A 14,188-nucleotide genomic window follows, 5' to 3' on the forward strand; every position below is an offset into this window, starting at 1 on the left:
TTATATTTACAAAAATGAAACGCTACTATCTTAGCCCCTCTTATAGTAAGTTTTTAGTTCGAAAACAAAAATACAATTTCACCTTACAATTGAAAAAAACATATGTAAAAGTTTCTAAAACAGCTGCCTTATCATACTAATCTATAGCAATTCTGTCTTCTTCCCTTACCTGTTTCCTTTAACACATACGATTTTAAAACTAGCGCCGTTAATGAATCTGTTAATGTTTTATATGATAAATTTGATAATGCCAATAGATCGTTCGTATATAACATTCTATGCTTCTCTAATAATAATAGTACTAATCGTTCAGACGGTTTTAATGCCTCGTCACTTTCTAGTATAAAGTCTATATTTTTCATTTCTCTAATTACTACTCCTTATATAAAAAAATACTTTAGGTGCTAATTTAATATGAAAATAATACATAACAAAATTATAGATATATTAAAATAGTACCATCTAAAAACACTATTATACTATAACATAGAAGTAGTGTTTCCCCAAATAGGAAATGCTTTTTTATATCGCTTATAAGATTCTTGCAAACCTACATAATATTTTGTACCATTATCCGCCAAGTTTTCTTCTAATTTCGCTGGTCATCTCGATGTATTGGTAATCAATGAAGTTCTTCTAAATTTATAAACAAATAAAAAACGGTTCGTCTATCATGCCCTAAACATGAATGACAACCGTTTTCTAGTTTCTTCTTAATTAACATGTTCTATCTTAAATATTTCTTGCAATATGAGGCTTACTGTAATGACTTGTTCCACCGCCACCTACAACTACTTTACCGCCTTTTTCGAAAATTAATAATTTACTTGAACCATCTGCAAGAAGCACTATTACTTCAGCATTATTACTTGTTGCTATATAAATTACATAACCACTCTTTGATATACAAGTTTCCCAATTCGCATCAAATTCTGATCTTACTACACGATTTGAATACACTTGATTTTCAATTCTATCTTGTTCTACGTTTTCCAAATTTATTCTCCCCTCTTCCCTGCATAGTTATATATATTAAAATAGCACCATCTAAAATAGTGACCGATTTTAACATAAATAGTATATGTAATTAGTAGGAGAATGCTTGGACAATAGAAACGAAATAGACTTCGGGAATTTTACAATTGAAACTTCTCTTTAATCATTTCCGCTACTTCTTTTGCACTCAAATACGTGTTATTAATTTTTATATACTCTTCTTTTTCAATTTCACCATGAAGAGAGTTTAATCTATGCATTTTCATCGTTTCTTTCAAATTATTTTCAGACCACTCAATATCTCTTTTTTTCGGTTTATGTTCTAATCTATTCGGGCTTTTATTTCGTTCTAATCTTTCATCTAATTCCGCTTCCAGCTCTACAAAATACACTGTCCCACCTTTTGATTCAAAAATATTTTCTACATGATGTATATAATCCCAATCCTCTTGGAGGTCAAATGCCCATATATACGTAAAAATCATTCCAGATAAATCACTTTTAGATACGTCTTCAAATATTTCATTACGAAATAAACTTACTAGTCTTTTTGCTTCTTTCGTACTGTAATCAAAAATTGGACTTACTAAATCAATTGTCATGTGGTTATGAAAAAGTTTTAAACCAGTTAATGTTGCTAATTCTTGCCCCACTGTCATTTTCCCAACTGCTTGTGGGCCAAATATTAATATAAGTTTCATTTATTTCCCTCCAATCTTTCTCTATAAACCATTACATAAAATAAAAAATAAGACAGCCGATTTTAAAACGATTGCCTTATTTTTTATTCATAGTTTTAGTTCTATTCTTTTCGCACAGCTTCAAAAGTAATCATTTGATTTGCATTTGACGGTTCTTTTTCATAAACATATTCAGCAGAGCAAGTAATGTTTGAGAAACCTATACTTTCTAAAAGAAGTATAAACTCTTCTATTCCATACCAGCGCAGCGCAAAGCGTTGCAATTCTGTTTGTACTAACTGTCCTTTACTCCACTTTTCATATTTCAAATATGATACAGTAACTTGGTTCAGCCAATCTATTTCAATTGATTTATTTTCTAATGTGATTCCGTCTCCGCTTGGCAAAGAGAAAGTCGATGTATGAATTTCCCCAGTCTTCCATTTATGCGGGAGCATAATATCTACGATTAATCGTCCACCTGGATTAAGATGTTCATAAAAACATTTTAATGCATTTATAGAATCCAAACGATTTTCAATTAAACAAAAAGATCCAGTAGGAATGATAATTGCTTCATATTTATGCGGAAGTGAAAATTGTTGCAAGCTTCCTTCATATAAATTAGGATGTAAGCCTCTCTCTTTACAGCGCTTACGGCAAGAATCTAGCATTTCAGGTGAATAATCTATCCCATCCACTTTAAAACCAGCCTCTAGAAGCGGAATGATGACACGCCCTGAACCTACTGCGGCTTCGAGGATTCTTCCTCTACAATCTTTTAAACGTTCTTTGTAATACTCAATATCACCATTTAAAGAATAGCCGACTGGTTTTGTGTAATCATACAGTTCCGTACAAAGTGTACTATAAAAGCTAAACATTTATTTTCTCCTCCGTTTTTACGTACGGAAGATTTCAATTCAACTAATCTTCCTGTACCTCTAATTTTAATGAGATTTCGAAAGAGCTGACTATCATAATATATCACTCACTTTCCATAGAATATAATGATATTGTATTACATAACCTTCCAATTTGAAATGTAAAAATTAAAAATTCAGACTACAAATTAAAGAACTTACTTTAGTAAGCTCTTTAGAAAAAATATTTATTTCACAATCGGCAATGTCACTTCACTTAATTTCACTGTAAGTTTCGTGCCAGCTTTCGGTCTAATTGTATAATCATAATCACTTGCAATTAAAACAACTCCGATTTGATGCCCCACTTTAAATACATAATCATCTGGCTGCATGTCCCATGTAAATGTATAATCTTTGCCCGCTTGAATCGCTGTTGAATTTTCTATACTCTTTACGTTTTGTGGATCCATCCAGCCTCTCGTTACGATTTCCGGCTTCGCTCCTCCATAGTCAACAAGTAATGCTGTTAAATTTGATACAGATCGATCAATATTTCCTGTAATTGAAATCTTTGGTGTACCACTTATACGCGTATCTTTTTGCAGTACAGGCATTGTATATACTAATCGATTTGCTACTTCTAATTCTGGATTTGCTACTAATTGGTTTGATTTCATTTGTGCATCATCTAAGAATGAGAAAACTTTATTAGCCGATCCCATACTTAATGGAAAATTGACTGATTTATTACTTAAATACATACGGATTTTTGAAGGTATAGCTGATGGATCTGGCCAATTTTTTATCTTTTGCCACGTTTTATTTTCTCTTTGCACATCAACCATTGGTTCATCCATAATTCCATTTTCAATTCCGTATAACCAATAATCTAACCATTTATTTTGTGTTTGCTGCCAGCTATTACTTGATGTCCCACCATGACCACCTTGGTGTAGCCACATTTTACGCGGAACATTATTTTCTCCAAGTGCTTCCCACCATTGCGCGAACTGTTTTGTTTTAACATTCCAATCGTTTAAACCATGAACAACAAATACACTCGCTTTTACATTTTTAGCATCTTTTACATAGTTACGTTTATCCCAAAAATCATTATAATTACCTGTTTTTCGGTCTTGTCCAGCCGTTAACTCTTTTATAACTTGTCCGCAAACTTCAGGGTTTTCCCTTGTCAGTACTGCTTCTGCCATATTATCTGTATCTTCTCCTTGATACCCGCCTGGAGCAATGACTGCACCATTTGCACGATAATAATCATACCAACTACTAATTGCTGCGATTGGAATAATTGTTTTTAAACCTTCAACTCCAGTAGTCGCAACAGCATTTGGTAATGTACCATTATAAGAAACTCCAGTCATACCTACATTGCCTGTAGACCAATTTGCCTGAACTTCCTCACCCTGTTCTGTAAATGCTTTCGCGCGACCGTTTACCCAATCAATAACAGATTTTGTCCCGAGTATCTCTTGTTCATCTCCAGTTGTAGGGCATCCATCTGATTTTCCAGTACCGATACTTTCGCCTAAAATAACTGCATAACCTCTTGGCACGTAATAGTTCCCATACGAACCAAGATTAATCGCTCCATACTGTTTTCCTTCATACGCATACAATTCTTCATCTACATTATATACAGGAACATCTTTTAATCCAGATCGATATGGACTCATTTCATAAATAACAGGAACTTTCACATTCGGATCTGTCTTTGGACGCATAACTTTTATCGATACTCTGTCTTTCTTACCGTCTCGATCACTATCAACTTCTGTCTCTACATATAAATTTTCGATAATAGCTTCATCGAGAGAATAAATCGGTTTTGTCATCCCATTTTCTAATTCAATTTTCGTATTTTTAGTCTCTTCCTTCTTCTCTGCATGCACATCCATAGTAAAGCTAGGTATAATTGTTGCAGATAGCATTGCTGACAGTGTAATTGCCATTTTCTTTTTACTCAAAATATTCCCTCCCCTTATTCGTTCTCTTTTACTATATAACAAAATAACTGAAAATTCAGTTTTATTTTTATATAAAAGTTGAGAAACTCAAAGATTTCTTATTAAGTAAAATTTAATGGAGGTGTGAAATTATTTTCCCACTCCCACCTTCTTTATAAAGTGAAACTTTAATCAACCCTCACCAATTGGGCGTTTACGATCAGCAGGGCCACTTCTTTGCTTTCGCTGAATTTTGAGATGGGGTCTTACTGCCCGGCAAATAGCGGGATAAATAGAGAAAAAGACAACCAATATTTCTATCGATTGCCTTACATTCCATTTATTATTTTTCTAACTCTTTAAAGGTATCTTTCAAGTCTTTATCAGATACCTTTATATCTGCATTTTTTAGCAGATCTCTAGTAACTTGTTGATGGAATTGAGGATCTTGTATACGTTGCTGTTCTAATTCTTTACGAATATTCTCTTTCTCTTCCTCATACGGTTTAAGCTCTTTTTTATCCGTTAGCTTAATAATATGATATCCGAAAGAAGATTTAACAGGTTCACTCAATTGACCAACTTCTAACTTATACGCAGCATCCTCAAATTCTTTCACCATCATACCAGGTCCAAATTCAGATAGTTCCCCACCTTTTTCTTTAGAACCTGGATCCTCTGAATATTGTTTAGCCAATGCCGCGAAATCTTCGCCACTATTTAATTTTTCTTTAATTTCTTTTGCTGTCTTTTCATCTTTTACTAAAATATGGCTAACTTGAAGCTTTGGCTTATAATGATCTTTAATATCTTTTTCCGTTACGGTTGCTTTAATAGCTTTTTCAAAAGCAAAAGTAAGCTTTAATTTCTCTTTCAACTGATCTTCATTTTTCACACCATTGGATTCCATATATGTATTAAAATTATCGCCCATCTTGTCTTTTAATTCTTTTAGTTGTTTCGTTACCTCTTCATCCGTAACTTTATATTTATCATGTAATACTTTCTCTACTACCATTTCAGATAAATTCTGTTTACCGTAGTTTTCTTTTAATTTTTTGTTAAAATCACTTTCTGAAATGCTTCCTGATTTTGTCGTTACAATATTATCTGATGAACCACATGCAGATAAAGATAACGTCATACCCATTAAAATGCTACCAATTACTAATTTCTTTCTTTTCAAATCTGAATACCTCACTTCATTAAATTCAAATATAACTATGTAAATATAACGTTTTCCTGTGAACTTCACGTGAATTTAATGAAAGTAGAACATTTGCTAATTCTCTATTTAATACATCAATTTCGAAAATTATGGTGATTCATCCTATATCGCTAATCTCTAAAGCTGCAAAAAGGACTAATATTTTCATTAGTCCTTTTTCACATTTATATAAAATTGAATTTCTCCATCTATAGAGGAAACTCCATATTCAAAACCATGCCTTTCTAAAATACTTTTCACTATCGCTAGTCCTAATCCTGTACCTGATTTTTCTTTACTACGAGAAGATTCTAGTACATAAAAAGGCTCCCAAATTTTCTCGATATCCTTAATTTTATCCGTAGGAATGCCGTTTTTTATTTGGAAATATATACTTTTATTTCTATCTTCTAATGTAATTATTATGTTTTGATTTGCTGTATATTTTATCGCATTAGAAATTAAATTTTGAAACACCATTCTCATTTTATTTAAATCTGCATAAACGATTGTATCGCCCGCATTACAATTTACTTGCAAGTTAATTTCTTTCGAATCCAGTTCAATCTGATGCTTATCTAATATACTCTGAACCAGTGGTTCAATGGGGAATTCTTCTTTTTGTAAAATATCTCTTTCTAGTTTAGAAAATCGTAATAGTTCTTCAATTAAGTTTGATATTTGATCTGTTTGTTTAATAATTGTATCTACATAAGTCCCATCATCTAATCCATCTTTAATCCCCATAGAGTATGCTTTTACTAATGCGATCGGTGTCTTTAATTCATGCGTTACATCACCCATAAATCGTTTTAAATGTTCATTACGATCAGTTAAGTCTTGATGTGCTTCATGTAGTTTTTCACTCATGATATTAATACTATTGGCCAACTCTCCTATTTCATCATTCGTTTTCACTTTCGTTCTTTTAAACTGCAAATGTGAAATATCCTGAGCCACATCACTTAACTCTTTCAGTGGTGTCGTTATTATTTTTGAAAGTATCCACACAAGTAAAATAATAAGAAGGAGCGAGAAACATAGGATATATAAGTAAAATGTATTTAACGTATTTATAATTTCATTTGAATTCGCAATGGAAGTCCCAATTAAAATTATCGTATCATCTTTCGCAATATATTTAGCAAAAAAACTCGCTTTTACCTTTCCTTGATCGTACAGTTTATTCGATTGACCTTCCGTCTTCACTTTCATAACTTCGTCTTTCGTAATCCAAAGCTTATTTAACGTTACTTTCTTTTTCGTAAGTTGCATGCGTAACGCGTCGTTCATAGCATCTTCTGACTGATTAATTGGCGTATACGCAATTGTAACGTTATTTTCACTTTCAATTGTATGAATAACATCTTCTAAATCATTGACTGGCGCATTTTGTATTTGAGTTGTAAATTCATTTAAGTTTTCACGTGTTTTATAAATATTATATTTCGGCAGGAGAAAGTTAATTAATAATAAAGAAATTGTAAATATAAGAATAACGGTTAAAGAAATGCTGAGAAATAGCTTTTTCCCAAGTTTATTCACTTTGTTCCTCCAAACTATAACCCAGCCCACGATGCGTCTTAATAATATTTTCTCCAATTTTTTTACGCAGCCTTCTTACATGTGTATCAACCGTTCTCTCTTCTCCAAAATAGTCAAATCCCCATACAATGTCTAACAATTTTTTACGAGTTAAAATCGTTCCTTTATGATTTAAAAAGCATTTTATTAATTCGAGCTCTGTTTTTGTAATTTCTAACTCTATATCATTTTTATATACTTTATTTTTGGCAAAATTTATCTTTACATCTTGTACTTGAATAATATCATCATGCTGAATAAGTTTTTTCGCTCGCGTAATTAGTACTCCTGGATGAAATGGTTTTTTTACGTACTCATCTGCCCCACTTTGAAGCGCTGCTAATTCATCTTCACTTTCACTTTTCGCCGTAAGCATTAATACTTTTACGCTTGAATTCTTTTTTATTTCCTGACAGACAGTAATACCACTATGTTTCGGCATCATCCAATCCAAAATAGCTAAATCAATTTTTTCATCATAAAATATTTGAAGTGCTTCCTCTCCGTCTTTCGCTAATAATACTTCAAAGCCTTCTTTTTCAAAATAAGCTTTTAAAATCCTTAACATATCTTGTTCGTCATCTGCAATTAATACTTTCATATTTTTTCCTCCATTGCTTTTAAACAAAAACCAATTGTATCATACAACATCTTTGTTACATGAATGTGACAGAAAAATATTTAAAGCTTTTGAGGGGATAGTAATGTTGAGGTGTTGTATTATGATAAAAAAAATCGGGGTCATTTCTCTTCTTTTATTTCTATTATCAACAAATGTGTTCGCAAATACAAATCAACAAATTGAAGTATTTGATTGTCAAAAAGAAATGGTCATTCAAAAACAATCTTTAGATCCAGTAATCCAAAAAGAAGCAGTTCAATACGCTAAAGCAATAACTGGTCCATTTAAAAACTTAAATGTCGTTCCAAAAGATGGCTATATGATAAAAATCCCTTTATCTAAGCCGGTTTCTATTACTAATCAATGGTTACACACTACAATAGACGAAGTACTTATACTGCTCCCACTAAATGAAAAGCCTTATATTATGCTTTATGATGATGAAAATAATCCGCATTTTTATTATGTAAAAGGTAAACCAAGATTATTATTGAAACAAATGAACGTTAAAACGTAATTGACTGAAAAGGAGTCACCTTATAAGCTAAATTTTAAAAGCTAAGGTGCTCTTTTTTATAATAACAATTTAGTAAATGAAATTATAAAAGTTGGTTTTTAATATAAGGATCGCAACTTCATATATCAGCGATTTTTAAGATATATCGATTTACCAACAAAAAACCTGTTCGTAGCTATTCTTTGGATAGCAATCTCTATAATAGTTTGTAGTGACTCGATCCCTTATATAATCCCCCTTTTACAAATCCATTCGCAGTATAAAACACATCCCCTTGCTTCGTGTCAGCATGTAAAACAATCACTTCAAAATACTTTTCCGCATGACATAATAGTTGATTTAATAATAAATTCCCTAACCCTATACGCCGATAATCCTTGGAAATATAAAATCTCCTCAACCGCCCAATCTTATTGTCTTTTGTGTACGGACCTTTATTTAAACCTCCAACTCCGATTAACATATCCCCTTGGAAAATACCATATAAACATTCTCCAGTTTTATTGAATACATTTACTTTGTTTTTATATTCATTTATTAGTCTTATAAGGAAATTAAACCCTTCTTCTTCACTGTCTTGAACGAGATGACTGAATTCATATTCCATTAAATTTTCTATTTGTTGAATATGTATATCTTTCAAGTCCATTCCCCCTAAGTACGAAAATACATAAAAATGCTCGAGAATCATTTATTCTGAGCATTTTTATGGTTGTTACTTTATTTAATTCATAGTATGCATATACTTCACTTCATATGTAAATCGATAATACAGTTAATTAATTTTATTATGAAAATATAAGAGCCTTGCTACAATCTAGTGTGTGGTAAGGCTCTTTAAAGTTGTGTAATTCTTATTGAACTAAAGCACCTGTTTACTTAAATGAATACATATACATTTATAATGTCTCTCAAATATAATATCAGTTTATATATTCCCCATTCTTCTCTAACAGGTTCAAGATAAATTGTAATTTGTTAATCAATATGTTTGTGTAACCACTGTTCAAATATTTTTAACTGTTCTTCAGTATGAAAATAATGTTCACCCGTCTCCATAACTTCTAATTCACAACGATTTTTTTTTGTAAAATAGTTAATAGTTTCAAATTCGCACAGTTCATCCTTAGCTCCGTACATAATATATGTATCTGTATTCCATGTACTAATAGGATGCTCTTTTACATAGCGTAAATAATCCCAATATAACTTTTGACCAATAGGTGTCTCTATAGTCATTTCTTTTTGTAAAAGCTCCGGTGTTACATTAAACCATTTCATCATATTTTCGATAATTCGTTCCATATTAACTACTGGTGATAAAAATAATGCCTTTTCTATCACATCATTTTGAAAAGCTAAAAGGCTAAAATACACTCCCATACTACATGCAAACACGTTTATTTCTTTCCAATGTTCTTTTGCGTAGTTCATAATTATAGATAATTCATTAACACAAAACTGTACTTTACAAGGAGTGTTATCATTCTTTCTTTCTCCATGCTCAGGTAAATCAAAGCTTAATACTTGATAACCTTTTCGATCGGCTTCTTCAGCTAATATTTGAATAACTGCATCTTCCTTATTTGACATATTTCCATGTACTGCAATAAAAAATTTTTCACTCTTATCTCCCCACAAAACCGCAGGAATATTACTAATTTTAAAATTATTTTTAAGCATATTCCCCTCCATAAAATAAGACATATAGGACTCGAAAAAAATGCACACACTTTATTTATCTCTGTACAGCAGGCAGTATCCGCTTTAAATCTATTAAATCATCTATTACTATATCAGCCTGAGCAAGTTCCTCTTCTTGCGCAAAATCAAAATTGCATCCAATTGCAAGTAAACTGTTGTCTTTCGCTGCATTTATATCAGATAGCCGGTCACCGACTACCGCTGCCTCTTTTATATCATATTTGTTCATAATACTTTTAACTAAGTCACCTTTATTTAGCGATTGTATTTGTTCAATACTAAACGTTTCAGTCACCCACTTGTCTAAAGCATAATACGTTACGATTGCTCGTAAATATTCTTTCAAACCATTACTAGCAATGTAAATGGAACAATTATTTTCTTTTATATATGTAAATATTTCTTTTACATTTGGATATAAAGCGCCTTTTCCGCTTTTTATGTTTTCAATTAGTCTATCTAAAAAATATGCATCTGTTTGTTCTCTTATTTCAATAGAATGTTCCGGTAATAAAGCTTCCCAAACTTTCGGTAGCGGCACACCCATAATTTCACGGTATTTTTCAATCGGTGTTACCGTATCCCATAATTGAAGTGATCTTAAGTGATCAAAAGTATCATCTAACGATAATTCTAAAATTTTATCTGTTTGAAATAATGTTCCATCCATATCAAAAATTAATGCCTGTAACATTCTTATCTCTCCTTTTGGACTATAGTTTTACCAGATATATTTTTAAGCATCTCAATAATAATTTCTGAGCAATAATTTGCAGCAGTTTTCGCGAAATCATCATAAGAAACTTGAGCTTCATCATCTGCACTGTCAGAAATACATCGTATAACAAGAAACGGTATATCATTTATGTAGGCAACATGTCCAATTGCTGCACCTTCCATTTCTGTACAATGAGGTGCGTATTCGTCTATTAATTTTGCCTTTAACTTTGAATCTTCAACAAAACATTCACCACTTACAATTCTTCCTTCGTGAGCTTGAATATTTGAACTATTACTGTTACATGCTTTACGTGCTAACTCTATCAATTCCTTACTTGCAATAAACTCCTCTTGAAACGGGAATAATTTTTTCATTTGATTTTTACTTACATCATGATGGGTAACATTAGTTGAAATAACTAAATCGACAACTTTTACATCTGGATGTAATCCACCAGCAACGCCCGTATTGATAATAGAGTCTACATTAAATTTATGAATTAATGTTTGCGCACATGCAGCTGCATTTACTTTCCCTACACCAGAACGTGCAATAATTACTTCTGTTCCCATGAATTCTCCAATATAAAATGGCATTCCCGCTATTGTCTGTTCTTCTTGTATTACTAGCTTTTCTAAAAGTAAATCTATTTCAATTTGCATTGCTCCGATAATGCCGATTCTGTTCATGTATGTAGTCCCCTTTATTAATTAATCCCTTTAATCCTCTCTGACATAACCGACAATAAAAATTTCGGAAGTACAAGTTGTCTCTTTAATCTTTTCGGCTGTGAGAGTAACCTATACAGCCATTCAGTTCCAGTATCCCTCATTATTTTCGGTGCTCTTTTTACAGTACCAGATATTATATCAATCATTCCTCCGATACCAATAGATAGCGGAACGTTTAATGTTTGTATGTTTTCATAAATGAACTCTTCTTGTTTTGGTGAACCTAGTCCTACAAGTAATAAATGCGGCTTGAATTGCTTAATTTTCATTTTTATTTCTTCTATTTCTTCACCATTTACAAATCCATGCTGTCCTTTAAATTGTGCTCCTGGGAACTGCTCATTTAATTTTTCTAATGCCTTTTTATTACTTTCTGGCGCAGCTCCAAAAAGAAAGACACGATATTCATTGTCGTTACAATATTTTATTAAATCGTGAGTTAAATCCGCCCCAGTAACATGTTCTTTCAAAGTTCCTTTTAATATTTTCGAGCCAATTATGACACCAATCCCATCGGCTGTTATTAAATCCGCAGATAGTAACATCTTTTTAAACTGCTTTGATTTTTCCGTATTTTCCTTTGCAGACATAACAATTTCAGGATTTGCAGTTACTACAAACCTTGGTTTCTCTTGTTGTTCATGTAGCCAACCTTTTAATAAACTTATAGCTTTTGCATATTCTAAAGTTGAAAAAGGTATACCTTTTATAAACTGCTGATCCACTATACTCTCCCCTTACATAAGCTGTAAATATTCATCAATGTCTTTAGAAATTTGAATAAATGCTTTATTCCAAAATTCATAATTTCTTATATCTATTTCAAAATGTTTTTTCATAAGCTCCTCTACTGGAGCCTTTCCTGTTTCTCGTAAGAACTCTTTATATTTCGAATGAAAAGTACTTTTACCTTCTTGAGCTATTTCTAATAAGCTAAAACTTACTAAATATCCAAATGTGTATGGATAATTGTAAAAAGGAACATCTGCTATATAAAATTGAATATATTTCATCCATACAAACGGCTGGTATTCACTTAAAGCATTTCCATAAGCTTCTTTTTGTGCAATTATAGATAATTTCTCAATTTCAGCAGCACTTAATGGACCCTCTTTACATTTTTCATAAAATGTTTTTTCAAACTGATACGATGCTCGTATTGCCATTACATAATTAAAACTATTTCTTATTTTCCAGCTAAGTAATGACTTTTTCATATCTTTACTATCCGTTGTTTCAATTAGATAATTTAAGAGTACCGTTTCAAAGAAAATAGATGCTGATTCAGCCGTACTCATCGGCAAATAATCATCTAAAAAAGATGTAGATTGTTCAAAACTCATATTATAAAAATGCCAAGCATGTCCTAATTCATGAGCGAGCACTCTTACACTATCTATACTCCCATCATAACGCATGGAGATTCTCGATTCTTTCTCACTGAAAAATGGAGCACAAAACCCACCTGGTGGTTTATTCTCTCTCGGTTCAGCATCTATCCATCCACTTTCTATCGCATTACGTGCAAATTCTGCTAATTCTTCATCAATATTCTTACATGCATCATAAACGTTTTGTACTGCTACTGAAAAAGGAATAGTAACCTCATTACTTTCCTTTACTGTCATAAGTTCATGCCATGTAATCGAAGCTTTCCCTTTCTTATACACGTTTAAAGCACTTACTAATTTATCAAGGTTTTCTTCTGTCACATTCCACATTTGGAATAATACAGTTTCTGAAATACTATTCGCATGAAGGGACCTTGCTAAAATCTCTCTATCTTCTAATTCATTACCCTTTGTATTACGCAATCTCCCTACTTGATTTAATACAGTAGCAAAGATTTCTTTTTCCTTATGTAAAGCACATGTTAATGACTCGAATACTTCTAATCTTTCCTTTTCATTATCACTATTCATTACAATAGTATTTGCTTGTCCAAAGGATAATAGTTTATTATTGTGCTCTATTTCTATCCTATTCCGTAATTGTATGTACATATTTTCCCACGCATTGAGTTCATCTTTTATTAGCTTAGTATTATCTGAAGTTTCCACTTCATTATGTTTTATTACTTGCTGTAATTCACTTTTTAGTTCCTTCACTTTCACGGTCAATTTAGTAAGGTCAGATGGAACACTTTTTTCAACCGATCGACAGTACAAATAGTATTCTGCTTTTTCAATAGCTTGTATAAGCTTTGAAAGAATCTCTACATCTTTTGTTACAAAATATTGCTCTTTCAACTCCAAAATCGGAAATAGAATATCCTCATTCAAATACAAGCGATTTAAATCCCATCTAGCACTTTCTTGCATTTTTATAGCCGCCTCCTATTTTTACAAATAGTTACAGATATTTCTCCCCACACAATTATATATGAAATGGAAAAATTTTGATATCTCCAAATATTTAAATTCCTATAAATATATTCTTATTTATACTCTTTTCTTCTACCATTAAGTATCATTACACATATAAAAAATACTCCCTCTACAAGATTGCATTTGATATAGGAAAACTTCAAAGATTTTATCTTCATCAATACCATATCGACCGATTATCACAGATTAAAAAATAAAAAAGGATTGAT

Annotated in this window: 15 protein-coding genes; 1 reads left to right on the forward strand and 14 read right to left on the reverse strand. The window is 31.7% G+C overall.

The genetic code is table 11. The features are described from left to right. Positions 1 to 131: 131 nt before the first annotated feature. The 8 genes from ACS2QP_RS07860 to ACS2QP_RS07895 form a co-directional block, all read right to left on the reverse strand. Positions 132 to 362: a hypothetical protein gene (locus ACS2QP_RS07860; protein WP_000789031.1), complete on the reverse strand. Its 231-nt coding sequence runs from the start codon at positions 360 to 362 to the stop codon at positions 132 to 134. A gap of 370 nt (positions 363 to 732) precedes the next feature. Next, a complete protein-coding gene (locus ACS2QP_RS07865) occupies positions 733 to 996 on the reverse strand; it encodes a hypothetical protein (RefSeq protein WP_000432421.1) in 264 nt (87 codons plus the stop codon). Between the two features lie 140 nt (positions 997 to 1,136). Then, positions 1,137 to 1,697, reverse strand: a complete 561-nt coding sequence (locus ACS2QP_RS07870; protein WP_438882294.1) for an AAA family ATPase — start codon at positions 1,695 to 1,697, stop codon at positions 1,137 to 1,139. Between the two features lie 101 nt (positions 1,698 to 1,798). Then, positions 1,799 to 2,560: a class I SAM-dependent methyltransferase gene (locus ACS2QP_RS07875; RefSeq protein ID WP_000490913.1), complete on the reverse strand. Its 762-nt coding sequence runs from the start codon at positions 2,558 to 2,560 to the stop codon at positions 1,799 to 1,801. 227 nt (positions 2,561 to 2,787) lie between these two features. Further along, the gene (locus ACS2QP_RS07880; protein ID WP_438882296.1) at positions 2,788 to 4,527 is read right to left on the reverse strand and encodes a Xaa-Pro dipeptidyl-peptidase; all 1,740 of its coding nucleotides are present in this window, start codon (positions 4,525 to 4,527) and stop codon (positions 2,788 to 2,790) included. 322 nt (positions 4,528 to 4,849) lie between these two features. Continuing rightward, positions 4,850 to 5,692 carry a peptidylprolyl isomerase PrsA gene (locus tag ACS2QP_RS07885; protein ID WP_000823433.1) on the reverse strand — a complete coding sequence of 281 codons (843 nt, stop codon included), beginning with the start codon at positions 5,690 to 5,692 and terminating at the stop codon, positions 4,850 to 4,852. 189 nt (positions 5,693 to 5,881) lie between these two features. Further along, entirely contained in the window at positions 5,882 to 7,258 is a 1,377-nt protein-coding gene (locus ACS2QP_RS07890) for a sensor histidine kinase (RefSeq protein WP_001037252.1), read from the reverse strand. Further along, positions 7,251 to 7,898 carry a response regulator transcription factor gene (locus ACS2QP_RS07895; RefSeq protein ID WP_000865979.1) on the reverse strand — a complete coding sequence of 216 codons (648 nt, stop codon included), beginning with the start codon at positions 7,896 to 7,898 and terminating at the stop codon, positions 7,251 to 7,253. The genes ACS2QP_RS07890 and ACS2QP_RS07895 overlap by 8 nt, the downstream gene beginning before the upstream one ends. A gap of 121 nt (positions 7,899 to 8,019) precedes the next feature. Here ACS2QP_RS07895 and ACS2QP_RS07900 point away from each other — a divergent pair, with 121 nt between their 5' ends. After that, complete coding sequence (locus tag ACS2QP_RS07900) at positions 8,020 to 8,436, forward strand: hypothetical protein (RefSeq protein ID WP_000591780.1); 417 nt, start codon at positions 8,020 to 8,022, stop codon at positions 8,434 to 8,436. 196 nt (positions 8,437 to 8,632) lie between these two features. Here the strand turns inward: ACS2QP_RS07900 and ACS2QP_RS07905 are convergent, their stop codons facing one another. The 6 genes from ACS2QP_RS07905 to ACS2QP_RS07930 form a co-directional block, all read right to left on the reverse strand. Further along, the gene (locus ACS2QP_RS07905; protein WP_326265177.1) at positions 8,633 to 9,127 is read right to left on the reverse strand and encodes a GNAT family N-acetyltransferase; all 495 of its coding nucleotides are present in this window, start codon (positions 9,125 to 9,127) and stop codon (positions 8,633 to 8,635) included. A gap of 287 nt (positions 9,128 to 9,414) precedes the next feature. Further along, a complete protein-coding gene (locus ACS2QP_RS07910; RefSeq protein ID WP_438882299.1) occupies positions 9,415 to 10,119 on the reverse strand; it encodes an alpha/beta hydrolase in 705 nt (234 codons plus the stop codon). Positions 10,120 to 10,174: 55 nt separating this feature from the next. Next, positions 10,175 to 10,834 (reverse strand): HAD hydrolase-like protein, encoded by a 660-nt coding sequence (locus ACS2QP_RS07915; RefSeq protein WP_061457349.1) that lies wholly within the window; start codon positions 10,832 to 10,834, stop codon positions 10,175 to 10,177. A gap of 2 nt (positions 10,835 to 10,836) precedes the next feature. Continuing rightward, positions 10,837 to 11,550 carry a 5'-methylthioadenosine/adenosylhomocysteine nucleosidase gene (locus tag ACS2QP_RS07920; RefSeq protein WP_438882301.1) on the reverse strand — a complete coding sequence of 238 codons (714 nt, stop codon included), beginning with the start codon at positions 11,548 to 11,550 and terminating at the stop codon, positions 10,837 to 10,839. A gap of 17 nt (positions 11,551 to 11,567) precedes the next feature. Beyond that, positions 11,568 to 12,317: a WecB/TagA/CpsF family glycosyltransferase gene (locus ACS2QP_RS07925; protein WP_438882303.1), complete on the reverse strand. Its 750-nt coding sequence runs from the start codon at positions 12,315 to 12,317 to the stop codon at positions 11,568 to 11,570. Between the two features lie 12 nt (positions 12,318 to 12,329). Continuing rightward, positions 12,330 to 13,913, reverse strand: coding sequence for a M3 family metallopeptidase (locus ACS2QP_RS07930; RefSeq protein WP_438882305.1), 1,584 nt, complete (start codon positions 13,911 to 13,913; stop codon positions 12,330 to 12,332). Between the last annotated feature and the right edge of the window lie 275 nt (positions 13,914 to 14,188).

The sequence above is a fragment of the Bacillus cereus group sp. Bce019 genome, assembly GCF_051781745.1.
Classification (GTDB): domain Bacteria; phylum Bacillota; class Bacilli; order Bacillales; family Bacillaceae_G; genus Bacillus_A; species Bacillus_A cereus.

What these genes read in the sequence shown, in the direction of transcription:
- ACS2QP_RS07860 (WP_000789031.1), bottom strand. Translation starts at nt 362, where the DNA reads ATGAAAAATATAGACTTTATACTAGAAAGTGACGAGGCATTAAAACCG.
- ACS2QP_RS07870 (WP_438882294.1), bottom strand. Translation starts at nt 1,697, where the DNA reads ATGAAACTTATATTAATATTTGGCCCACAAGCAGTTGGGAAAATGACA.
- ACS2QP_RS07905 (WP_326265177.1), bottom strand. Translation starts at nt 9,127, where the DNA reads ATGATTCTCGAGCATTTTTATGTATTTTCGTACTTAGGGGGAATGGAC.
- ACS2QP_RS07900 (WP_000591780.1), top strand. Translation starts at nt 8,020, where the DNA reads ATGATAAAAAAAATCGGGGTCATTTCTCTTCTTTTATTTCTATTATCA.
- ACS2QP_RS07910 (WP_438882299.1), bottom strand. Translation starts at nt 10,119, where the DNA reads ATGCTTAAAAATAATTTTAAAATTAGTAATATTCCTGCGGTTTTGTGG.
- ACS2QP_RS07895 (WP_000865979.1), bottom strand. Translation starts at nt 7,898, where the DNA reads ATGAAAGTATTAATTGCAGATGACGAACAAGATATGTTAAGGATTTTA.
- ACS2QP_RS07920 (WP_438882301.1), bottom strand. Translation starts at nt 11,550, where the DNA reads ATGAACAGAATCGGCATTATCGGAGCAATGCAAATTGAAATAGATTTA.
- ACS2QP_RS07875 (WP_000490913.1), bottom strand. Translation starts at nt 2,560, where the DNA reads ATGTTTAGCTTTTATAGTACACTTTGTACGGAACTGTATGATTACACA.
- ACS2QP_RS07930 (WP_438882305.1), bottom strand. Translation starts at nt 13,913, where the DNA reads ATGCAAGAAAGTGCTAGATGGGATTTAAATCGCTTGTATTTGAATGAG.
- ACS2QP_RS07915 (WP_061457349.1), bottom strand. Translation starts at nt 10,834, where the DNA reads ATGTTACAGGCATTAATTTTTGATATGGATGGAACATTATTTCAAACA.